Genomic DNA, 21,087 nt, shown 5'->3' on the forward strand with positions numbered 1-21,087 from the left:
AATGATGTCAGGCGGTTCGTCCATCCGCGCTTTGCATCAAAGCGCTACCGCGCGCCGCAATGTGCCGGTGCCGCGACGCTTACCCGCCAGCGCAATTGTCACGCCTTTTTGGGCGGTGCCGCAGCACTTTGGTGTCTGGCTGCCTCCCGGAGAGGCTCAGCGAGGCCCGCGCGGTCCCATATGAACACCAAGACTTCGTTTCGGTCAGCGTTCATCGAGAGCTGCCGAGGAGGGCTCGATGCGGGGGCGGTGTCCGGTCCAAACGGGGAGCAGTTCAACTTGCACCTCGTCGGGCTACCGCCGTCCGACTCCTTGAGCCGGGCAGCCTGTGGCTCTACTTGCAATCCCATAGAGGGCTTGAAGAAGTCTTCTATGGGTTTTTGCCAAGAGCCGGAAGATCAAGCGGGACCGTCAAATTTACGCCCACCTTCGACAGGACTTCCTGCTCTACTCTCATCTCTGCGCGCATAACAATGACCGCGATAATGGCTGCACAGATCGTAAGAGCTAAAAGCAGGCGGTCCACCGCCTTCACGCCAGCGCGGATAGCCTCATAAGCCATTTCGCCCCACTCCTGTAGCACGGCGCGCTACTAAATTGACGGCTCTTTTCAGGCACGCGAATTCTTAGAACAGTCGACCAGAGCTGATTAATTAAACCTAAAGGGGGCGGGTACGGTCATCCGCGGGTGGGGGTAGGCGAGCCTTTGACGGCAACGGACTTGGCCACAGAAACCTTCCATGCGCGCCCTTCCGGAGTAGGTTTTCGTAGGAGTGTCGGTCTGGCAGGGCGCGACAAAGTCCTTTTAAAACAGACAAGTCTCTGATGCCAAAACGGAATTGTGCCCGCCTCTTGAAGAGGTGGCTGGGGGACCTGGACTCCACGGTAGCGGGAAATCCCCGTGCCTTCTCAATGGCTTGCGGCGGTGTGACACAATTCGTGGAGCAGATTTGTGTCACAGTCAAGGGGCACGTTCGTGTCACGCCGAACAAAAGGCGTGAACCAGAACAGTTGCTCTTAGAAGCGCAGAGTTCAATGCGAACCTCACACCGATTGGATGCGGTCATTACGTTATTGTGAAAAATTGTGGCGGGTCGGAAAATCTATCGTACGTCAAGTGTTTCATTGCGATGTCATATCCTGCAAAACAGAGATTGACTTAAGGTATCGGTTTATGTCCGTGCGTCGAGGTGGCGGGATGGCTCGCGGCCGAACCCTTACTCGAGGTCGAAGCCGTGATCTCTACGCCCCGCGACCTGATAGCCGGCTGCCTATCACCAGATCCTCAGATCGATGCCGCCCTTGCGGGTGATGTTGCAGCCGCGCAAGAGGTGGCCTTCGCCGCTATGAACGAGGACCGCCCCATGATCATGTACGTACTTGTAAGAGTGCTCGGACAGGGGCATCCGGCAGTTCGCGCCGTGGTCGCAGATGTGTGGGCTCAGGATCATCGGAGCTTTGTCGCAAAGCTTGGCCGCCGGCTTGCCTGGCAGATCCTCAAGGCAAACGGTGCCAAACCAACTGGCTTGCCGAAAAGGGCCACCCTTTGGCGCGGCGGCGTAGGTAGCTTGGACCGGGTTCGCGCCGGATGGAGTTGGACCACAGACAAGCGGGTAGCTGCGTTTTTTGTCGATTACTGGCGGAGACGCGCCGGGGGTAAACAGCCATTCCTCCTCCGGGCCGAAGTGCCTTCCAGCCGGATCGTTCATCACACAACCGAACGTGGCGAAGCCGAGATGGTCATCTTCGGGGCAAAGTCTGCCGTGGTCGACGGGACGGCCGAGGAATGGGCCATCATGGCGAGTGACTACTCGAAGTGCTCGCAACCCGTATAGGCGTGGCCGCACACGCTCAAAAACGTTTCGACATTATCTACCCGTCCCAATTCCCACGAAGAGTAACCCACCATGCTCATCCCGATTGACTACATTACCCCCGGAGACCGGCTCCGGGGAGCTGATGATAACCAAGTTCGCGCCCTGGCCGAGAGTATCCGCGAAGTGGGTCTCCTATCCCCCATCACGGTCCATCGCTGCCGCATCTATCGTCGTCAGATGCCCGAGGACGGGTACGGCTTGGTCGCGGGTCTCCATCGCCTCGAGGCCTGCCGGTCGCTCGGCTTCACCGAGATAGAGGCTAACGTGGTAGATCTGGACGACCTCGACCGCCAGATCGCCGAGTGCGATGAAAACCTCTGCGGCACCCAGCTGACGCCATCCGAGCGGGCGATGTTCACCCAACGGCGCAAGGATGCGTACGAGGCGAAGCATCCCGAGACGCGGCATGGTGGGGATAGGAAATCAAGTCGCCAACTTGGCGACTTGATCGGTGCAAAGGCTTTTACGAAGGATACGGCCACCAAGACCGGTCAAAGCGAACGCAGGGTCCAACGTGACGCCCAACGCGGGCAGAACGTCCGCGCCGATATCCTCGAGGACATCCGGGGTACGGAACACGACAAGGGAACCGTCCTAGACCGTCTGGCAGCACTCCCTTCGAATGAGCAACGCAAAGCCTTCGAAGCGATTCGCGAAGCGCCCAAGAAGCCCAAACCGTCCCCGGTCGTTAAAGACCCGGGTGAAAGTGAGGAAGATTGGCGGCGGGCGCTGTTCGCCGTCTGGAACCGTGGGTCGGCGGACTGGCGGGGTCGGGCGTTGGGTCTGATGGCAATGGACCCATATTAGCCCGTTCACGGTCTCAGCACGAAGATTCCTAGCCGGAACAGCCAAAATAGTCAATAATTCCCAGAAATTGGGAGGCGCAACTATGAGGACATGGCTAGCTTCAGCGGTGTTTATAGTTGGAGTGACGGGCATGAGCGCCCCAGTTTGCGCGGAGACGGAACCAGCTAACCCGTCAATCGCTCAGACCTTTCATGTCACTGGGCAAGCCATCATGATCTCGCCACTCCTCATGGCGCAACATGTGACAAGTGCAAATCAGTGCAGCACGCTCAAGGGCGTGGAGGGACAGACGTTTGGCGGTCTGCCTATATCTTTGAGCTTTAGCAAGACGTCAGATGCCGGTATTAACCAGGGCATGGACCCCGCTTGCACTGAGCAAGTTTATGTCGGTGGAAAACCGCTAATCGATGCATCGAGTGATGTGTATTCGCCGCAAGATGAGCCGTATAATCAAAATGAGCCACCTGCATACAAGAACGAGCTAGGATATTCCTTTGGTGTCTATCTTATTGGAACTAAGCCATATGCGCTAGTTACCGTCGTAGCGAGTGACAGCTTTGGTGCAGATCACACTAGCGACTTACAGCTCACACTTTATGTTGTTCGCAACGAAAAGCCAGTCGAGGTTTTGGTTGCGGACAGCGTGAATGATTTGAAGGTCAACGTTACGAACAACCGCATGACGCTAAGCGATGTAGAGCGACATCACGATGACGACGAGTGCCTCAGTGGTTGCATGGTCCCCGAAACGATGTCCTTCGACATTGATCCTAAAGCGGGACGGGTTCACTGGCACGCGCCAACTGCCCGTGCGACGGAAAGCGTTCTGTATTGGCTGAAGGAGGCAGATCCGAAAGTTCAAGCTGAGCAACAGCGAGCCGCAAAGGCCGAAGAGGAGCGAGCGGCGCAAGAGGAGGCGCACGCCGCCACCGCGTGGTATATCCTCAACCGTTATAACAACTGTATCGAAGGTGGGACGTCCGCCATTCCCACGTCACCAGCTGACCTGATCACGTTCGATCAACAGAGCGGCTTACACGATGACGTAGTGATCACGCAGCGAAATGCCAACGGCGACCCCATTGCCGTCGAAGTTGGCGAGCCGTCGACCATCGGTAACCTGGAGTCGGTCTACGACTTCTACAGGGGGTTTTCTGCGTGCCAAGCGGCAGTCGCTAAGCGCCAAGATTCCTTGAAGGGTCTGAACTAGACTCCGGGGTTACGATCCGAGGCATGCGAGCATATTTATGTTGCCATTTCGCTTCGAGTAGGTCGCCGAACCAGTTGTCCATTCCCTCGAGATAATCGGCGAGTTTTTCCATCGCGGTAGCAAACTGATGCAAGTCGATCGTGACCAGATCCTTCGGAAGGGACCGCTCAACTCCTCCACCTCGATTTCTGATTTTGGCTGTCGCATAGCGAAACCGCTGGCCGTCGCAATCGTACCTGTGTAGCTCCGAGATATACCAGTCTATACCCTCTAGATCGGCTTCAGGGAGATCAGCGCAACCACCGAGGGCACAGACGGGATTGACCAAGGGCCGGGCAGTTTTCCACAGGTCCATCAAATTGTGTCGCCCAAGGATGGCTTGCTCTTCTGCGGTAGCGGAGTGATCCATCAAAGCATGAGTCGTCTTTACAATTGACTTCATTACCAACTCGACGTGGTGCCGGTAGAGGTAGACGATCGGGTAGACGAGGAAATCTTGCCCCCGGCCGTTTGAGCAGACTTGCTCCACTAGCGCGAGCGCGGCGCGGCGGTACCCGTCTTGGTAAGCCATCGCATTGTCAATGCTATGAACATAAGCTTCCGTAGCCGGTGCGCCGCCTGACCCGAATACTACATCGCCCCGGCGGGGTGGAGGCTCATCGTTGAAAACCGATTCGTCAGCGGTCATGAATACTTCTTTGCTCCCGAGCCGGAACGGGCGTCAACACGTGCAGGCATGTCCGCTTGGATTAGCTAAAACCGGTGAACTACCAAAACCCTGTCAACAGGCAGAGGAGCCGTGCGGCTTTGGATCACGAACTGTTTACCGCAACGCGTCACGAAGACTAGATATAGTGAGTGTGGCTAGAGGATACCACAACATGTAGCAAAGGTGGGCGACCGTATCATGAGCGAAGACAACGAGTATTTCATCGAGAAACGCCGGGACAGTGGCGACTTCGCAGTTAGGAGGCCTAACTCCAACCGAGCCAGTGCTATCGAGGGCACTCAGAAAGAGGCGATCGAGCGAGCCCGCCAGATGAATCCAGGCGCGACGATCCACGTTGAGCGCGTCCGAAACGTCTCGACGGGCCACCCGGACAAGTGGAGGAGACCATGATCCGATTTGCGGTTTGTGGTGCCGATGTCGATGAAAGAAGCTGATATTAACAAATGCGCTGAGGTCTTGTTGCATCATAATGCGATGATCCAGCGTGCGATCCACGATGGCAGCTTCGGCCTCGGCGGCGGTCCTTTCGATGTACAAGAGAACACTAGCATTCACGCGCTCGCCAGCCTCGGGTCAGTGATCGATTCCGGCTGGGTGATCCGTCTCAAGTTCAAGAGCGTTCTTGACGAAGAGCTTGCAGCCGACGGGTCCGACGTTCCATCTTTCAAAATCTACCAGCGGGTTATGGCACGCCATGAGGAGTGGTTAGAGGACGGTGAAAGCCTAGCGCCCTGGCATATAGAGGCTGATAGAATCCGGTCGGCTAGATGATCTGCAAATCGGTCTTGGGTGCCACCAAGCGCGGCAACGTGATAAAAGCCGATCGGCTCATCTCGCGCACGTCGAACCGCGCAACCTCTGCACCCGGCCCGGTGATGATGCACCGCCCATCGTGCCATCGCGCTCTTAGATAGGCATCAGCCGCCCGGGCGTAGCGCGGATGGAAGCTCCGGTCGGCCGTCAGCACCAGCGCGCCGGGGTTGGCATCTCGCAGGCGCAATAGCGTCTCCAGGCGAAGCAGCGGGACGGCGGTGCGGCTATAAGCCTCATCGGGGATAACAATCAACTCCGGACGCGTTCTGGCAACGGTGGTGATCGCGGCGGTTGCGGCCTCTTCGTCCTCGAGCGTGGTGGCGGTGATGGTGGTAAGGAGGCAACCGCCGGATAGGTCGATCAGGCATCGGAGTGCGGAGATGGTTCGCTGAGTTTGATCGGGGTCGGCGGTCAGGAGGACCGTGCGAAGGGGTCGCGTGGCAGGGCCATCATCGAACGGGTGACCGGTTGCGCTGTGCAGCGCTGTGAGGGCCAAGATCTGGGGGAGATGGGTGGCAGAGCCGCCCGCGATGATGGCGAGTCCGGTTTTGGGGAGGGTAAGCCCGGGGATGAGATCCACCGGATTGGTCGGGATAGTCATTTTAGTTTCGTCAATTCAAAAGCTGTGCGCCGATTGGTTTTTCGGTTGGGCGCGGGGTTGGAGGGGTTAGGGGTTTTGGAGAGTGTTCCCCATCAGGGTTGCGACCTTGCGTGTTCGGGTGGGGGCCGATATGGGCGTGTTCCCCACCGGGGGGCTTCTTTAGAGCGATGAGGAACACACTAGGGAACAGAAAGGTCTAGAATATATCTGGATTGTTCCTCTGTTCCCCATGTTCCCTACGTTTATTAGCTAGAAAAGATATTCTGAGAAACCGTAGGTGGTGGGGGTGGAGAGCACCAAATATATATATAGGGAATTCTAGGGAACTTGAGGAACATGAGGAACACTAATCGGTCAACAGATCCGACAGACTTGTTGCCGGGGTCGAAATCGGTTCCTCGTGTTCCACCACCCATGCCCAGGGTGTGGCTTTCCCGCGCCGGATCTTCTTTCGAGAGTAGCCCAAGCGCTTCAGGACGGCGCTAACCCGGTTCTGCTCCGCCCGTCCTTGCCGGTCAGCAGAAATGCCCAGGCAAGAACTCAGCACCCCACCGATGGTTATCTCGCTAGGGCTACCTCGCTCATGGAGCCATTCAACGACGTGGTTGTGCCACTCGTCGGTGTCGAAGCGATCTTCCGCCGCATCCCGTTGCATCGCCTTTGCTTCAGCGCCTTCGAGCCACCACGCCTCACCAGCGGCATAGGCGGCAACTGCCTCGGCCCAGATCTGCGGAACGACTCCATCGAAGCTTGCGATGTCTATTTCCCACCCTACAGGTTTCCCGACCGCACAGGCGACAGGCCAAAAGCGGCGGGCACCGCTGGCGTCCTTAAGGTATGAATCATCGTTGACGGTGGCAGCAAAGACGTTTTGCCGAGGCACCGTGATGTCCCGCCTGCCGTACTTTGGCCGGTACTTGTCGACCCGATTTGCGAGATAAGCCTTAACACTATCCAAGTCGGCACGCCTCATGGCCGAAAGTTCCGCGAGTTCAATGATCCAATTGCCACGCAAACCGCTCATGGCGTCGTGATCGGAGAGGGGCGGCATCCCGCTGCGAAACCATGTGCGGTCGGGGCAAAGGTGTTCCAGGAGTGTGCTCTTGAGCATGCCCTGCGGTCCTTCGAGGACCAGAACCGTATCAACTTTGCATCCTGGATCCATCACTCGGGCGACGGCCGAGATTAGCCACTTCCGGCCTACGGCTCTGTTGAAAGCGCTGTCTTCTGCGCTTGCATGCTCGATGAGCCAAGTATCAATGCGCGGAACGCAGTCCCAGACTTGAGCCTGCAGCCACGTGCGAATTGGATGATAGGGGTTAAGCTTTGCTACCAGAGTTGCAGCTTTGTCGAAGAGCGCACCGGATATGTTCGCATAGTTCTGCTGCGCGATGCAGGCAATCATAGTGATGTCATCATCAGTTAGCTCGCGGCCATCAAACTCAGCCGTTAGAGCAAACTCATTAAAACGTAGTCGGTCACGAAAAATTGGGGCGTGCTTCAGAATCGCGACCGCATTGAATTCATTCTTGAGGATGGCGTTCCTCTCGTCCCGCTTGATGTATTGCCTCCACGCCGTCTCGTCGGGCGCGATCACACCTGCCGGCTGATTCGAGTTGGCCGGTTCAAGCGGCGCGAATTCTTCCTCGGCGGCCAGCGTCTCGAAACCCAGGAGAATGCCGTTAAACACCTTGCGTGCCTCGCTATCGTCACTGCCGCCAGGGTTCCCACGGTCATTGAACCACCGAAATCCATCGGCATCCGCGCACCACGCCGCGCATACCTTGGCGTAAAGGTCGGCATCTGTGATCTGTTCCGCCCTATTCGCTTCGACAACCTCGCGCGCAATTCGGTTTGCGCGACCCCTCTGCCAGATCCGTTGAACTTCCCGGCTTTCCCAGCCGCCTTTCTCGACGTACCAGTCTCGCACCCCATAGTCGGGGGAAGTCTCCAAGGCCTCCATCGCTTCCTCGGCAGACGCACCTTCAAGACAGACTTTCCGCATGAGGGCATCAGCCGCTTCGCTTCGCAACCCTTTTGGGGTGTGCGCCTGTTGAGCGCCCGGCTGCCGCTCAACAGTAACCCGCTTCCGCTGGTTGGGGTCTTTTGCCGTGACGGTGAAGCCCGCGTCTCTCAAGGCCGTCTCGACGATCTTTTTAACCTGCTCGACTGACTCGAATTCCGCGACCTGAGACGTATCCAAGATTGCCACAGGTTCCTCACCCTCACACCTCCACTCGATCGCCATCAGGGTCTTGGCATATGTGCCGAGCGCTGCCAGTTGGTTTCCCGAGCCTAGCAACTCGACCTCGCCGAAGGTGGAACCACCCTTTGAAAAGTAGATACTCTGATGCCCGACCGTTGGCGTAGCCGCCTGCACTTTGACAAGAAGCGCAATCCGCCCCTCTCGGGTGTGACGCCACCATTCACTGAAGCCTGTCACGTCCTCAACGGCCGCGCGCACCGCCTTACAGGCTTCTCGTGCCACTTGCAGATATTCGGCATCACTTGGCCCGTCTATCAGGTTTATATCGCGTTCGGTCCTTGCGTCGACATCGATCGCAACGTACGCCCACCCGTTTACGGGCCGTCCAGTTAAAATGCCAAAGTTGAACCCTGAAGACCCAGCAGCCTCGAGCTTATCCACCGCTGTGCCGTTTTGCCAATCGGTCAACCCCTTAGCGGTGCGGGAGCCTTCCACTACGGGGTAGCCCGGCGTTTTGCCACGCTTCTTTTCGGGCCAACTGAGATCGTCAGCCCGCACAAGCGGGACTAGCAGTTCATCGGGCCATCGAGAATTTCGAGCCAGCGTAAGCGTATTCGCCCAAGATGCTTTAGCATCAACGCTTGCAAAAGTAGACGTGCGCATGTATATATTGAACACTCATTAGATTAGAAGCGAACTCAAAGCCCATTCCGGCCCCACCGGTTTCGGGCTTTTTCTTTATCTACGCGGCTTCGCGGGTTTTATCGGCTTCACGGCCCTTGAGCCAGGCGCCGAGAATCTCTCGAACCAGCGCCGAAACCGTGACTTCGCGTTCGAAGGCGACCTTTCGAAGTTCTTGAAAATGCGGCACGCTGGCCTTGATGGTGAATGTGCGGGTTTCGAATGGCAGCGCCATTGTTTGACTTTCATTTGGTATATGGAGGGGGAAGGGCGGAGATGTGCCTCGCCTGTTTTCTTCATACCGCAAAAACATACGATTTCCTATTGTATTAAGGACATCGCTAGACACGCATTTCCTAATCACGTATAATAATCAAAGGTCCTCGAGGGCGCTAGATCTAGTGCATTGCCTCGCATAAGCCCCTTTATGTTGTAGGGTTGCTTGCCATACCTGCCGGCTGAAGCGGCTGCTACTGAGATATACGCTCCAACCTCACGAAATCGTGATAACAGCATGCGTGCTTGCGTATGGATCTGCCGGCTATCAGGAAACTGTCAAATTCAAGCCGCCTCCAGCCCCGCCGTCTACAATGATGCGCGGGGTTTTCTTTGCCAGGGCAATAAGGAAGCGGGAGTCTAATCCTCTGAACCGCGATTGCCTAGTATAGGTTGCGGAGGGTAGCCCACAGGGGAAATGATTTATTTCCTATCCGCCGTTCTGGTCTTCATTTTGCGGGCCTCGCCTTGAAAAATGTCAATTATTAATTTCAGAACGGCAGACAACCCCATGTGCGCTGACTGCGCAACGCTTAATCTAGCAGCCGTCACGCCTGCTAACCCGTTTGACACGCGCAACAAAAAAGCCGCCCTCAACGGGGCGGCCTCTTCGTGTCTCAACCGGGCGATACGTTATTCAGTTCATGCAGTCAACCTCCCACCAAATCGCGTCGAAGGCCCGTCCGCAACGAATATTACGCGGGTGAGGCCCGTCGCCATGTCGGGTTTTGCATTCCAGCTGCAAAATCGCGCGTCGCGCAGTGCGATCGAACCGGCCACCCGCCCAGGTTCGACCTCTTCGACATGGACGTCATAATCCCTCCCCGACTCGATCAGTCCCCGAAGATCTCCGATCGCACCAGCGCGCAGCAGAAGGGTGAGCATCGGCCGAGCCGCCGGCGCACGTGCCGCGCAACCAAGCCGGAACCCCGCACCGCCCATTTGGCTGCCCGGGAAATACTCGCAGCCTTCTATTTCAAAAGTTGCCTTCGGCGCCTTAGCGGGATCGGCCAGCGTCACCCGCACCTTCGATGGCTCGGGCGCGTCTCGAAAGTATATGCTCATCCGCACGCAAAGCCGTAGTGGTCGATATGGTCAAATGTCAGAACCCGCTGCTCGCCGCGCCCCGGATCGTAAATCGTCTCGCTGGAAACCAGCTTCATTCGGGCCTTTCCGTTAGTGCCCGCCCGTCCGCCATAAACGGCAACGACGTGCTCACCAAGCTCAAGGTCAAGCGTTGGGTCAACTTGCACCGTCAACCGTCCAGGGATGCCGCCACGGACCTTAACGCCCAACTGTTCGAGCGGCGGCTCGCTCACCTCATATTTGCATCTGTGAATTTGAACAGCGTTGGCGCCGTCAATGGAAATCGCTTTCCACATGGTCAACCCACCCGCAGCGCGCCGGGAAGACCGGACAGCGCAACTGCGTACGTGCCGCCAGCGCCCACGCGGCTTACGCTGTCCACTGTCATAGCGTAGCCACGAACAGGCACCGCCCCTTCGTCGCTGAGATCAACCAGCGTGAGATTAACTTTCTGCCCCACCATGGCGGTCAAAGCATCCCCCGCCTCAGTTTCGACGACCGCGCTGATCCTGGGCGCCATCTCGCGAATACCCGAAACCGATGCTTGAATGGCCGTGTAAGTGGTCGCATTGATCGTTAGCCGCTTCCCGCCGTGCGGCTGATCGGCTGAAACCCCTTCGGGCTTCATGGCATCGCCAACCTTCGCGGTCGTCGTGTAAGGGGTATCGACGCCCGGCTTGACCTGTACTTCCGCCGGGTTCATCCGTGATGGCAGAGATGCCTTGAGCATCTGGAAGGCCTCAGTCGTGCTGCGCGCGTTCGGAATCATGCCCTTTTGGAACATGAGCTTAGCGGCCTTCATGAGGTCGAAATCATCGAGTTCCTCGTCGATCATCTCCTCGATCACGCCGAGGTCCAATTGTGCTTCGCGCTCCTCGGCCTTTGCTTTAGCGATGGCCTTCTTCAGTGGGTCTGGCGTGGGTGCCAGACCCTTTGCGAGTGCACGCTCCCGCAGACGTTGAAGCGTTTCGCGCTTCTCCGCGAGGTCTTCTTCGGCCTTGATTAGCATTTTCTCTGATTTCAGAAATGCCCGTTTCGCTTTGACCAGCGGGTCTTGCATCGGGTTGTGATATCGCTGCAGGGCAGCATTAGTAAAAGTCAACGTTTTGTTCTCGAAAAGCGGGGCGAGATTGCCGCCGCTCTTCGAAGATTAGCCGTTCGCGTTGCACAGCACCTATAGTAGCAGCGCAAGAGCGCAAGAGCGGCTTTGCTTAGGCGGCCCGTGCAAGCACCGCATTGACAGCTGCGGCAGTCCAAGCCCCACCGCGCGATGTCTTGATGCCTTGCTCAGTCAAGGACGCTGCGATGGTCCGTAGAGACGCGCCTGTATCCCGCAACGGACGAATGACCGGTAGGACCCGCTGGGCGAACTCATCGGCTCTCTCAGCCAACGCAGCGCGGCCAAGGGCCGGGTCAACCTTATGCTTGTCGTGTGTACCGCCCAGCTTGATCCCACGCGCCTTTGCGGCTGCCAAGGCATCTTTGGTCCGCTGGCTGATCATCCGCCGCTCTTCCTCGGCTAGAACGGCCATGAGCCTCACCGTCAACCTGTTCGCATGCGGCATATCGGCGCAGACAAACTCAACACCGGCCTCCTCCAAGTTAAAGAGGAAAGCCGCATCGCGGCTGAGCCGGTCTAGCTTCGATATGATCAGCCTTGCACCGGTCAGCTTGCAGCGAGCGAGGGCAGCCTTGAGTTGCGGACGGTCGTTGACCTTTCCCGATTCGATCTCGGTGAACTCGGCGATGAGTTTCCAGTTACCCCCGTTGAGGTAGCCCTTGACTGCGGCTTGCTGAGCTTCCAGCCCAAGGCCGCTGCGCCCCTGTTTTTGGGTCGACACCCGGTAATAGCTCACCCACTTGTCCATCGTATGATTCCATCTGACCAGCGTCTTTTAGAACCATACACCGCTTCGGAAACATGGAGTCCACAATTCGCACTTTAAGAAGCGCATGCCTTCACGCCGACATCGCGCTTGACTCGAAACGCGATCGGAGTCCGTCTGCATGATGCGCATACGCAACATATTACGGCATGATGCAGCCGCACCATCGCACCGTCACGCGGTCACGTGGTCAAGGTTCTCACGCCGTCAAGCGGTCAAGGTTCTCACGCCGTCACGCCGTCGCCGCTGCATGCCGATTTGTGACAATGAATAAGCGTGCAGCCATGAGTCTGTGACGGCGTGACGGCGTGACGATGCAGCAACATTCGTCAAAATATCTGTATGGCTGCAAAGAATCACCTTGCCTTGCGCGCGCAACTCCGCTAGCATTGGTGGGGCCGGCGGGGATGGTGAGGGTGGTTTCGGACGCCCGTCACAAGGGGGGGTCCCTGCCGCTCAGAAAATCCACTATGACGTGAATCTGAGGACCCCCGGGGGCCTCTTCGGCTACCGGCCTCTATCGGCGAGGAGGCGTCTTCCAAAAAATTTTATTAGAAATTTTAGGAAATTCAGAAGCGCGGCTCTATCCGATCGCGGCGGACATTGTGGTTTGGCTCGATGTACTTAGCGCTCAGCCGCTTTGGGAAAAGCGTCCGCCACACCGCCATCACGCAGAGCACGATGAAGGCTATGGGCAGCGCAAAGGCCAGAATGTTCAAAAACGTTTGACCGACATCCTGACCGCCGACCAAGTTCAAAATACCCCAAATCACAAAGACCGCGACCGCTCCAACCCCGCCAATTACTCTGCCGCCGAGCCGCACCCATTGCAGTTTGAACCATAGATTTGCGTAATCCGGTTCGCCGCTGCGGTAGCGCATCGATGCCTCCCCCAAAAAGCCGGCGGACTATAGCACCCTCGCTCAATCTAGGCCAGATTAAAACTTGATTTAATCCGGAAACCTAATGTCTAGTTCTATCAATTTCGCTGTAAGGCTCAGCATCGAGGTTTATCCTTACGAAGGCGGCCAGTACTACATCGGAGACGCCAACGCGTACCTTCTTTCATGCGCAACGGACAAAACCCTCGGCGCCGAATACGGCACGTTTTCTATTCAGCTGTCGCCTGGTGGCCCAAGTGGTACCTCTTCGCCTACCTGGACACAGCTAAGCACGCCACGTTCCTTTGTCGTCATCAGCGCTATTCGCGGTGGCTACAAGGGAACCGTAATGGCGGGCATTGTGACCAACGTTTCCGAGCGCCAAGCATGGACGGGTGGTACAGCCCAACGCGTGACGGACATCCAAGGAGCGGACCTCGGGTATTTCTTTGCAACGGCTGGCTATTACAACCTCACTTTTCTGTTCGGCAATGCAGCAGCAGCCGTGGGCGGTGTCGGTATGTTGGATGCTCAAAACAAGGGCCTCATTGCGGGAACACCCGCAAGCCTTGCGAAGAATTGGTACACGAACATCATGGCAGGCGATCCGACAAACGCTTCGCAGCAAGGCGGCATCCTATCGACGACCACCTTCAATGTTGCCAACGGTCAGAAGATTCCGTTCTCGAAGATGTTAGCCACGTGGTTTGAGGAGTTCGATGGGGAAATTGAGATCCCGACCGGGGCGAACTTTCTTTCGGACGAAGGCACTTGGTTCAACAAACTTTCGTCCTTTCTGCAGTGGCCTTGGTACGAGTTCTTCATCAACACCACGCCATCCCAGTTCTACCCTAGCGCGACGGGTGGAAGCGTCATGCCGCCCCTCGATGGCTTGTTTCCCAACTATCAGGTGACGGTCGTCGGACGTGTAAACCCACTGCCCCATCTCGTGAATGCGGGAACCCCACAAGCTCCGTCCTGGTCAATGGACGTGAGCAGATGGAATGCGCTTCCCAACTACACGCTTGACAACGCGGGTTTCTATGATTCGGTGATCTCCTTCTCGCCGGAGATGGTTCGCAATTTCTACATGATTAATCCGCTCAGCATGGGGCTACTGACCGGTTCGGATAACAGCACGGTCAACGCCTTCGTGACATCGCATATAGCCTACAAGGATCAAAGCTCGGTCAACGGCTACGGCTACCGGCCGCAGATCACCGAGACCCAATGGCTCTACGATCCGGCCGGGATATACGCGCAATCGCTCGCTGCGCAAGGCAACCAGGAAGGAATGACGGCCCTGTACAACGACCTTCTGGCACGTGTTATGAGTATGTATGAGCCGGGCGCCTTGATGGCGAATGCGACAGTCGTGATGCCGATGCGACCCGATATTGTTGTGGGCACGACCTTCACATACGTACCGTTCAAAGATAACGTACCTTGGATGTTTTACGTCGAGGGCGTCACGCATTCGTTCACCTTCCCGCAAAGCGCCACGACCACTCTTCGTTTGTCACGGGGGCTGCCACAGTCGGTTTACCAAGACGCGAAATTGCTTACGGCCATTCATCTTGGAACAGCCATGAAGCAAAACGGCAACTATGTGATTGATCCGAACGCCTCGGGTATCACAACGATAGAGTTCAGCAACGCCGCCAGTGTGGGTGCAAACTACTCGACACCGCAGGGCGGGAAGCAGCCCGGCCCGCCAACGAATTGAGTAATACTATGACTAACAAACGAACCTTCGCCTCATCCACCGCCCGCCGCCTTCAAAACCGACAAACGGCCTTGCGCAAAGATCCCACCGCGCTTACCTATGTCGACCATGGCAACCGGTGCCGAAACGACCACGAAAGCCCACGCCGCTACTTGAGCAATGATAATTGCGTCGACTGCATCCGCCAGCGCGGCCAGATATGGAAGTCTCACCTGACAACAGCCGGGTTGATCGGTGAAGCCGAACGCGTCATCCTCGAGCAGGCTGGCATCTAAGTGGTACACTTTGCAGACGGTGCCTTCATGAAGGCACCGTTCCGGGTTCCAAGCGACCGAAAGCAGCTGGTGGCGTTCTGGGATTCAACCGTCCGCCCGATGGTCGGGAAAAATGGCAGCCGGCTCGAGGTCATGTCGTGGTTTGAGCGCTATTGCGGGTGCGATCATGATACTGCCATGATCTTGACCGATGCCCTTGCGGAGCTACTCAGTCGGCGGAACGCCACATGACCGAATCACTTGTGGCGACTCCCGTCGATACATCAGTGAAGCCCACCGGCCCCGAACACCTCCCCGGATGGGCGTTATCAACGCTTGCGCGTGCCGCATTGGCAGTTGCTCAATCCGACGGGGTAGAATTGCCCGCGCCTCATGTGTTGCGCCAGCGGCAAGACGAACTCGGAGAGTCCGCCGACCCATTTGCATATCGCGCCATGCTGCCGCAGGTTGCGCGCCTCGGACGTCAGGGAATGACGCTGGAACAAATCGCTGACCGGCTCGCGATTCCACGTTCGACTTTCCGGCAGGCCTTGGTTTTTCTCCCTGACCTGGCGGCCGCAATATCTGGCGGCCTTGCACTCGGAGTTGACGAGGCTTCGCAAGCACTGGTTGATGCCGCGAAAACCGGTCACCATAAATCAATCAGATTCTACCTGGAGTCCAAGGGTGGCTTTCGTGTTGGCGATGAAAAGCCTACTGTCGTGGTGAACATTGGAAATCAGCCGGCCTCTGTCGGCCTTGAGACAGTAGAGTCATTGCGTAGTGGGCAAGATCTCCTGCTCGAAGATCTCGATTTCGAAGACGTGAACTAAGGCCTCTTTTTAGCACCACGCGCCTTTCCCGTCGCACCGTTCGCTTCAAACTGCGCAAAGGCCCCCATCCAGTCCTGGGACGCCACAACGGGTTCAGGCGCCCCCTTACCCGCCAGCTTATCTAGCCAGGCATCCAAATCTTCTCGCAGCCAAGCACGACGCTTCTGAGTAAGGCGGATAGGCTTCGGAGCGCGGCCGGCAGAGACCTCGCTCCGAAGCGACGAAACAGACAAACCGACATAGGCAGCCGCGAGGGCTTCACCCAGGCTCCTCGGCCAGGCCGGCAAGTTCGCAATCAAGCGGGCGCGCTTCTCGTCTATCATGGCGTCTCCAGTCATTCAGTGAATCGTGTGCGGGATCTCGTCGGGGTCCATACCCATCATCAGCATCTCATTCATCTGCTGGGCTTGGAGGGGCGTGGTATCGCGAAAGATGTTGTAAACCGGTTGCGACGGGTTGGCGGCGAGGAGACGACCTTGGTTTTCCCGGGTCATCACATAGAAAAGCTCGGGCGAGTACTGCATTGGTAAGAGTGCCCGATCATAGCCGGGCAAGCCTTCCGCCATGATGCGTTTGTCATACATAGCGACGAAAGCTTCCGCCTGCTCGTATGGATCGGCATCGGGATTGAATTCAAAAGGAGCTACTTGCGCAACCTTCTTTGCAACCTGCTTGGCCACGGGGGGTTTTCCTTCACTAAAGGATTCGGCATATCGCGATGCCGTGCGCGACTCGTATACAATTTAGAGTCAGTATAAAAGCCATATATTTGCTATGAATGGCAAAAAACAAGAATAGTGTTCTTGATCTTACCCCAAGTTCGTGGTATAGGGCAAATATTCCGTACACGCGGCGTGTATGAATACTTCAAAGATCTTCGGAAGTCTTTAAGTTGATGCGCCGGGGTAGAGCGATTCAGATAGGGATGGGCTTGACAGACCCGTGTGTCCGGGGATGTTTCGGTTAGTCTCGAAGTGGGGGGGGGGGCGGATTGGCTTGGCTGGGACGAACTTGTTTCCGCAAGGGATCAAGGAACCGAAAATAGAAGATCCTCATCACGGGCACCGGACGCGCGGGAACGACGTTGTTGGTGCAGCTCTTCACGGCGCTGGATTTCGATACAGGCTTTGAACTTAGCGAAGCGCTGACCAGCGTCGATCCGATTTCGAATGCGGGCTTGGAGATCTTGGACGCGACGCCCGAGAGTCCATACGTGCTGAAATCGCCGATCTACGCAGACTTGCTCGGGGATCTCCTGGGCGGCGACGTGATTCAACTTCAGGCAGTTATCGTTCCGGTTCGCGACCTGGCATCAGCGGCTCAGAGCCGTATCCGAGTTACGCGAGACGCGGTTGCTCAGGGTGGTGCTTTGGACGCTGAGCATCCTGGCGGGATGTGGCTAACCCGTCGCGAAGAGGAACAGGAGGCCAAGCTCGCGGTTCAGTTTTTTAAGATCATTCACACGCTGACCCAGCATGAACTTCGCCCCATCCTGTTAGACTTCCCGAGGTTTGCGGTGGACCGAGAATATCTTTGGGGGCAATTAGGCGCGCTGTTGCGCGAGCATGGTGTGAGGCGGAAGGAGTTTGAGGAGGCTTGCGAAAAGGTTGTTCGAGTAGAGAAGATAACCGGACCAGTGGCCTTATGAGCGGATCGCCTCCATCACCTTCTGGGAATAGCCGATCTTCTCAACCGTGCTGCGAAGATTTTCGAGCCCGATCCGTTTCAGATAGATCGTCGCCCCCATCGAGCGGCCTTCGCCACCCTCATGGCCGAGGATGGCATCGATCCAGGCTTCAGGCGTTGTGGTGTTTCGTAGGATGGTGCTGACGTTATGGCGAAAGCTGTGAAACGTTACAGCCGACCCGATACCAAGCGCGTCCTTCAACTTGCCGAAGCGACGTGAAAACGCCGTGCCATACTTTTGGTCGGGGCCGCTCGGGGACAGGTCCAGCCACATACGCGGTACACCGGCTTGCCGCCGTGCCTCGACGATAGCGATCAGCCCGAATTCTACTAGAACCGGGTGGATTGGCACGATGCGCTCGCCGGCCTCGGTCTTGGGCGTCCAGCCATCCGGATGTGGTTGGACCTTCATTACCCAGTGGGAGCCGTCTATTAGCTCGAAGTCTTCTACCGGACGGAGACTGGCAATCTCTTCAAGGCGCATTCCGCTAAACATGGCGATGAGCGGGAGCCATCGGTCGGCACTGTCGTGAGGCACCCCCAGGCAATAGAACTTTGAGCCCAAAAGCTGGATGAGATCATCATCCGACCAATCTGACCGCGTGCCGCGTTTGGTCTTGGCGCCTTGGAAGGTGAAGCCCCGAAAGATGTTGCGCTCAACGTAGTCGCGGGGCTTGGCCCATTCCCAAAGCTGACTGAGCGACGAAAAGTGCCGCTTGGTTGTCTTCATAGTCAGTCTTGGGACAGGCTCGCCGCTTCGGGTCTCGCGGTCATCAGCTTCCCGGATGGCCTCGAGGGCGGGTACGTGTGTCCCACGTTTTCCATGAGCGTTCGGCATCCGAAGCACCGCATCGCGGAAGAGCCCGGCATCCGTCCCAGTATATTCGTTCAACGGCTTGTCGCCGATGATGTCCATGAGCAACCGGAGGCTGGCTTTAGTTTGGGCCACGGTCTGGGCCGTATAGCCGTCACCACGGGTCTTGTCGGTAAGGAAGGGCGCCTCGACTTCCGACAGGCGTGGGATCTTCGGCTTGGACCGGCTTTTAGGGGGTGGAGCGGCGAGAGCGGGCGGGGTAGGGGCCTCTAAGGTGAACTCGGCATCGCTCACCCGGGCTAATGGCTTCATTGCGTCCCGTATACCTTCCGCGACCCTCCGGGCGATCTCGGCTTCGCGCAGGGCTTCCTCCGTTTCAGCCAATCGATTTTCGGCTTGCGCGCCCTTATAGCGGGCGAAATCGTTCCTCACACTCGCGATTGCGGCTTTGAGACGGGCTATGCGGACCTCGGCTCGGTTCACGATACGGTCTAAGTGCAACGCGATCCGGTCACCTTCTTCACCGGGTAGGGCGGATGCCGCTTCCACAAGCGCGCCGTTGAGCAAGGCCGCCGCATACCCGTCATCCTCGGCAAGCGAGTCGATGAGTGCATCGGCGGTTGGGGAGTCGAGCACGCTTTCGCTCAGAAGTTGATCGAGAAGAGCGCGGGCCTGGGCGGATTGCAGTTGCGGATTGAGTGCCATGTGACGGAATGCGGTTGAGGTTGCTGCCCAAGCCGAGGCGAAGCGGTCCCGGGCAATACGGAAATCATGGGTATGCAGCGAGCGTCGGACTTCGGAGAGACCGAGCTTCTGAGCCAGCGGGGCAGGCACCCGCCTGCGGAACCAGTAGACCCCGCTTCGGCGGGACAGGCGGCTTTTCATGCGGCCCCACAAGTTGAACTGTGGATCAGCGACGTGGAGCACTAAGCCCACATTCGCCGAAATGGCCGTAAGTCATTGAAAAGATTAGGTGGCTGGGGGACCTGGATTCGAACCAAGGCTGCCCGGGTCAGAGCCGGGAGTTCTACCGCTAAACTATCCCCCAAGCGGCGGGTGGCGGCATCTAACACGCGCGCCCGGGGGGATCAACCTCCCTCGCATGCGGCACCGTCATATGGGGGCCGCTTTCGGGCGGAGGGCGCCCGGCCAGGGGCCAAGGCGGTTGCGCGGGCACGGGCGCCACTACCGTCGGGCCTCCATTACCGCTATGTCACCTGCATGACGGATCGTGATGGCGTGCCCCGCATCTTGCCCGACGCCTCGCCGATGGAACTGGCCAGGGCCGCCCAGGAACTCGGCCGCGCTTCGGTGCTCGTCGTCGGCGATGCGATGCTCGATCGCTATTTCTACGGCGAAGCCAATCGCATCAGCCTCGAGGCACCGGTTCCCGTCCTTTGCGTGCAGCGCGAACTCTCCCTGCCGGGGGGGGCTGCCAATGTGGTGCGCAACCTCACCGCCGTCGGCGCGGCGGTCGCCTTCGTCTCGGTGGTGGGGGATGACATGGCGGGGTCGGACCTCACGGCGCTGATCGGCCGGCAAACCGGGGTCGAGCCCTGGCTGCTGGTGCAGGGCGGCCGCACCACCACCGTCAAGACGCGTTTCCTCGCGCAGGGCCAGCACCTGCTACGGGTCGATACCGAGGAGCCGGTGCCGCTCCACCCCAAGATCGGCGAGAGGCTGCTGCGGATCGCCAAGGATGCGATGGCGGCCACCAGCGTCACCATCCTCTCCGATTACTGCAAGGGCGTGCTCGCCGGGGATATGTCGGCCAAGCTCATCGCCGCGGCGCGGGAGATGGGGCGCCGCGTCATCGTCGATCCGCGCGGCGAGGATTACGCGGCCTATGCCGGCGCGGATGTGATCATGCCGAATCGGCGCGAACTCGCCGCCGTCACCGGCCTGCCGGCCGAGAGCGATGCCGAGATCGAGGCGGCGGCCCGGGCGCTGATGGCGCGGCGGGCGATCGGCGCCGTGCTCGTGACCCGTTCGGAGCACGGCATGAGCCTCGTGCTGCCGAACGAGGCGTGGCATTTCCCGGCCGAGGCGCTTGAGGTGCATGACGTGTCGGGAGCGGGCGATACCGTCGCCGCGGTGCTCGCCGCCGGCATCGGCGCGCATCTGCCCCTGCCGCTCGCCGCGCGGCTCGCCAATGTCGCGGCCGGCATCGTCGTCGGCAAGGTCGGCACCGCAGTCGCCCGGCGGGATGACATTCTCGCCCGCCTCGATCCGGATTCGGGTAATCGCAGCAAGATCATGAGCCGCGAAGCCGCGATCGAGCAGGCGGAGCGGTGGCGGCGCCGGGGCTGGCGCGTCGGCTTCACCCATGGCCGTTTCGAACGCCTGCACAAGGGGCACGCGCATTTCCTGGAACAGGCGCGCGGCGCCTGCGACCGTCTGATCGTCGCGATCGATGCCGATGGGCCGCCCGGCGGCGGCGGCAAGCCGGCCCGCCCGGCGGCGGAGCGGGCGGCGGACCTCGCGGCACAGCCGGCGGTCGATCTCGTCTGCCTGCTCGAAGAGGATACGCTGCTCGATATGATCATGGCGCTGCGGCCCGATCTGCTCGCCAAGGGGGCGAGCCATCAGGAGGCTGATATCGTCGGCGCCGATCGGGTCATCGCCTGGGGCGGGACTGTTCTGCGCGCCGAGCTGCTGCCCGCTTCCGCCCAGGGGCCGAGCGGTTTAGCCTCGCGCCGCGCCAGTTGAAGGAGCCCGAA

Annotated in this window: 22 protein-coding genes and 1 tRNA gene; 9 read left to right on the top strand and 14 right to left on the bottom strand. The window is 58.4% G+C overall.

The features are described 5' to 3' along the window. Positions 1–370 precede the first annotated feature (370 nt). On the bottom strand, positions 371–562 hold the full coding sequence (locus tag ACYQ7X_RS06195; RefSeq protein ID WP_459696031.1) for a hypothetical protein: 192 nt from the start codon (positions 560–562) through the stop codon (positions 371–373). A 673-nt stretch (positions 563–1,235) separates the two neighbouring features. On the opposite strand from ACYQ7X_RS06195, the gene ACYQ7X_RS06200 reads away from it, so the two are divergent. The 3 genes from ACYQ7X_RS06200 (at position 1,236) to ACYQ7X_RS06210 (ending at position 3,894) form a co-directional block, all read left to right on the top strand. Further along, the gene (locus tag ACYQ7X_RS06200) at positions 1,236–1,835 is read left to right on the top strand and encodes a hypothetical protein (RefSeq protein WP_459696033.1); all 600 of its coding nucleotides are present in this window, start codon (positions 1,236–1,238) and stop codon (positions 1,833–1,835) included. A 72-nt stretch (positions 1,836–1,907) separates the two neighbouring features. Further along, positions 1,908–2,684 carry a ParB N-terminal domain-containing protein gene (locus tag ACYQ7X_RS06205; protein WP_459696034.1) on the top strand — a complete coding sequence of 259 codons (777 nt, stop codon included), beginning with the start codon at positions 1,908–1,910 and terminating at the stop codon, positions 2,682–2,684. Positions 2,685–2,814: 130 nt separating this feature from the next. Next, on the top strand, positions 2,815–3,894 hold the full coding sequence (locus tag ACYQ7X_RS06210; RefSeq protein ID WP_459696035.1) for a hypothetical protein: 1,080 nt from the start codon (positions 2,815–2,817) through the stop codon (positions 3,892–3,894). On the opposite strand, the gene ACYQ7X_RS06215 is transcribed toward ACYQ7X_RS06210, so the two are convergent. Continuing rightward, positions 3,860–4,582, bottom strand: a complete 723-nt coding sequence (locus ACYQ7X_RS06215; RefSeq protein ID WP_459696038.1) for a hypothetical protein — start codon at positions 4,580–4,582, stop codon at positions 3,860–3,862. The genes ACYQ7X_RS06210 and ACYQ7X_RS06215 overlap by 35 nt on opposite strands. A 219-nt stretch (positions 4,583–4,801) precedes the next feature. Between ACYQ7X_RS06215 and ACYQ7X_RS06220 the strand changes: the two genes are divergently transcribed. Further along, positions 4,802–5,014 (top strand): DUF2188 domain-containing protein, encoded by a 213-nt coding sequence (locus ACYQ7X_RS06220; RefSeq protein WP_459696040.1) that lies wholly within the window; start codon positions 4,802–4,804, stop codon positions 5,012–5,014. Positions 5,015–5,038: 24 nt separating this feature from the next. Next, complete coding sequence (locus tag ACYQ7X_RS06225; RefSeq protein WP_459696041.1) at positions 5,039–5,395, top strand: hypothetical protein; 357 nt, start codon at positions 5,039–5,041, stop codon at positions 5,393–5,395. Here the strand turns inward: ACYQ7X_RS06225 and ACYQ7X_RS06230 are convergent. From ACYQ7X_RS06230 to ACYQ7X_RS06265, 8 genes are all read right to left on the bottom strand, one after another. Next, positions 5,388–6,038: a hypothetical protein gene (locus ACYQ7X_RS06230; RefSeq protein ID WP_459696042.1), complete on the bottom strand. Its 651-nt coding sequence runs from the start codon at positions 6,036–6,038 to the stop codon at positions 5,388–5,390. The genes ACYQ7X_RS06225 and ACYQ7X_RS06230 overlap by 8 nt on opposite strands. Positions 6,039–6,384: 346 nt before the next feature. Then, the gene (locus ACYQ7X_RS06235; protein ID WP_459696043.1) at positions 6,385–8,712 is read right to left on the bottom strand and encodes a virulence-associated E family protein; all 2,328 of its coding nucleotides are present in this window, start codon (positions 8,710–8,712) and stop codon (positions 6,385–6,387) included. 274 nt (positions 8,713–8,986) lie between these two features. Continuing rightward, positions 8,987–9,160, bottom strand: coding sequence for a hypothetical protein (locus ACYQ7X_RS06240; RefSeq protein ID WP_459696044.1), 174 nt, complete (start codon positions 9,158–9,160; stop codon positions 8,987–8,989). A gap of 683 nt (positions 9,161–9,843) precedes the next feature. After that, the gene (locus tag ACYQ7X_RS06245; protein ID WP_459696045.1) at positions 9,844–10,221 is read right to left on the bottom strand and encodes a hypothetical protein; all 378 of its coding nucleotides are present in this window, start codon (positions 10,219–10,221) and stop codon (positions 9,844–9,846) included. Positions 10,222–10,262: 41 nt separating this feature from the next. Beyond that, a complete protein-coding gene (locus tag ACYQ7X_RS06250) occupies positions 10,263–10,583 on the bottom strand; it encodes a hypothetical protein (protein WP_459696046.1) in 321 nt (106 codons plus the stop codon). 2 nt (positions 10,584–10,585) lie between these two features. Then, positions 10,586–11,347 carry a hypothetical protein gene (locus ACYQ7X_RS06255; RefSeq protein WP_459696047.1) on the bottom strand — a complete coding sequence of 254 codons (762 nt, stop codon included), beginning with the start codon at positions 11,345–11,347 and terminating at the stop codon, positions 10,586–10,588. Between the two features lie 151 nt (positions 11,348–11,498). Continuing rightward, positions 11,499–12,155, bottom strand: a complete 657-nt coding sequence (locus ACYQ7X_RS06260; RefSeq protein WP_459696048.1) for a recombinase family protein — start codon at positions 12,153–12,155, stop codon at positions 11,499–11,501. Positions 12,156–12,742: 587 nt separating this feature from the next. Continuing rightward, positions 12,743–13,054 carry a hypothetical protein gene (locus ACYQ7X_RS06265; protein ID WP_459696049.1) on the bottom strand — a complete coding sequence of 104 codons (312 nt, stop codon included), beginning with the start codon at positions 13,052–13,054 and terminating at the stop codon, positions 12,743–12,745. An 85-nt stretch (positions 13,055–13,139) separates the two neighbouring features. On the opposite strand from ACYQ7X_RS06265, the gene ACYQ7X_RS06270 reads away from it, so the two are divergent. Beyond that, positions 13,140–14,780 (top strand): hypothetical protein, encoded by a 1,641-nt coding sequence (locus tag ACYQ7X_RS06270; RefSeq protein ID WP_459696050.1) that lies wholly within the window; start codon positions 13,140–13,142, stop codon positions 14,778–14,780. 32 nt (positions 14,781–14,812) lie between these two features. Here ACYQ7X_RS06270 and ACYQ7X_RS06275 read toward each other — a convergent pair whose 3' ends face one another. Beyond that, entirely contained in the window at positions 14,813–15,064 is a 252-nt protein-coding gene (locus ACYQ7X_RS06275) for a hypothetical protein (protein ID WP_459696051.1), read from the bottom strand. A 218-nt stretch (positions 15,065–15,282) separates the two neighbouring features. On the opposite strand from ACYQ7X_RS06275, the gene ACYQ7X_RS06280 reads away from it, so the two are divergent. Next, entirely contained in the window at positions 15,283–15,867 is a 585-nt protein-coding gene (locus ACYQ7X_RS06280; protein ID WP_459696052.1) for a helix-turn-helix domain-containing protein, read from the top strand. 338 nt (positions 15,868–16,205) lie between these two features. On the opposite strand, the gene ACYQ7X_RS06285 is transcribed toward ACYQ7X_RS06280, so the two are convergent. Continuing rightward, positions 16,206–16,547 (bottom strand): hypothetical protein, encoded by a 342-nt coding sequence (locus tag ACYQ7X_RS06285; RefSeq protein ID WP_459696053.1) that lies wholly within the window; start codon positions 16,545–16,547, stop codon positions 16,206–16,208. Positions 16,548–16,954: 407 nt separating this feature from the next. On the opposite strand from ACYQ7X_RS06285, the gene ACYQ7X_RS06290 reads away from it, so the two are divergent. Next, entirely contained in the window at positions 16,955–17,515 is a 561-nt protein-coding gene (locus ACYQ7X_RS06290; protein WP_459696054.1) for a hypothetical protein, read from the top strand. On the opposite strand, the gene ACYQ7X_RS06295 is transcribed toward ACYQ7X_RS06290, so the two are convergent. Beyond that, complete coding sequence (locus tag ACYQ7X_RS06295; protein ID WP_459696055.1) at positions 17,510–19,252, bottom strand: DUF6538 domain-containing protein; 1,743 nt, start codon at positions 19,250–19,252, stop codon at positions 17,510–17,512. The genes ACYQ7X_RS06290 and ACYQ7X_RS06295 overlap by 6 nt on opposite strands. An 89-nt stretch (positions 19,253–19,341) precedes the next feature. Continuing rightward, positions 19,342–19,415: transfer RNA gene (locus ACYQ7X_RS06300), tRNA-Gln, on the bottom strand. 221 nt (positions 19,416–19,636) lie between these two features. On the opposite strand from ACYQ7X_RS06300, the gene ACYQ7X_RS06305 reads away from it, so the two are divergent. After that, positions 19,637–21,076 carry a PfkB family carbohydrate kinase gene (locus tag ACYQ7X_RS06305; RefSeq protein ID WP_459696397.1) on the top strand — a complete coding sequence of 480 codons (1,440 nt, stop codon included), beginning with the start codon at positions 19,637–19,639 and terminating at the stop codon, positions 21,074–21,076. The last annotated feature ends 11 nt before the right edge of the window (positions 21,077–21,087 follow it).

The organism is Acidisoma sp. C75 (assembly GCF_054665095.1).

Bases quoted from the DNA above. Each gene is read 5' to 3' on its own strand.
- ACYQ7X_RS06195 (WP_459696031.1), bottom strand. From the start codon at position 562: ATGGCTTATGAGGCTATCCGCGCTGGCGTGAAGGCGGTGGACCGCCTG.
- ACYQ7X_RS06205 (WP_459696034.1), top strand. From the start codon at position 1,908: ATGCTCATCCCGATTGACTACATTACCCCCGGAGACCGGCTCCGGGGA.
- ACYQ7X_RS06210 (WP_459696035.1), top strand. From the start codon at position 2,815: ATGAGCGCCCCAGTTTGCGCGGAGACGGAACCAGCTAACCCGTCAATC.
- ACYQ7X_RS06215 (WP_459696038.1), bottom strand. From the start codon at position 4,582: ATGACCGCTGACGAATCGGTTTTCAACGATGAGCCTCCACCCCGCCGG.
- ACYQ7X_RS06220 (WP_459696040.1), top strand. From the start codon at position 4,802: ATGAGCGAAGACAACGAGTATTTCATCGAGAAACGCCGGGACAGTGGC.
- ACYQ7X_RS06225 (WP_459696041.1), top strand. From the start codon at position 5,039: ATGTCGATGAAAGAAGCTGATATTAACAAATGCGCTGAGGTCTTGTTG.
- ACYQ7X_RS06230 (WP_459696042.1), bottom strand. From the start codon at position 6,038: ATGACTATCCCGACCAATCCGGTGGATCTCATCCCCGGGCTTACCCTC.
- ACYQ7X_RS06240 (WP_459696044.1), bottom strand. From the start codon at position 9,160: ATGGCGCTGCCATTCGAAACCCGCACATTCACCATCAAGGCCAGCGTG.
- ACYQ7X_RS06250 (WP_459696046.1), bottom strand. From the start codon at position 10,583: ATGTGGAAAGCGATTTCCATTGACGGCGCCAACGCTGTTCAAATTCAC.
- ACYQ7X_RS06255 (WP_459696047.1), bottom strand. From the start codon at position 11,347: ATGCAAGACCCGCTGGTCAAAGCGAAACGGGCATTTCTGAAATCAGAG.
- ACYQ7X_RS06260 (WP_459696048.1), bottom strand. From the start codon at position 12,155: ATGGACAAGTGGGTGAGCTATTACCGGGTGTCGACCCAAAAACAGGGG.
- ACYQ7X_RS06265 (WP_459696049.1), bottom strand. From the start codon at position 13,054: ATGCGCTACCGCAGCGGCGAACCGGATTACGCAAATCTATGGTTCAAA.
- ACYQ7X_RS06270 (WP_459696050.1), top strand. From the start codon at position 13,140: ATGTCTAGTTCTATCAATTTCGCTGTAAGGCTCAGCATCGAGGTTTAT.
- ACYQ7X_RS06280 (WP_459696052.1), top strand. From the start codon at position 15,283: ATGACCGAATCACTTGTGGCGACTCCCGTCGATACATCAGTGAAGCCC.
- ACYQ7X_RS06295 (WP_459696055.1), bottom strand. From the start codon at position 19,252: ATGAAAAGCCGCCTGTCCCGCCGAAGCGGGGTCTACTGGTTCCGCAGG.
- ACYQ7X_RS06305 (WP_459696397.1), top strand. From the start codon at position 19,637: ATGGAACTGGCCAGGGCCGCCCAGGAACTCGGCCGCGCTTCGGTGCTC.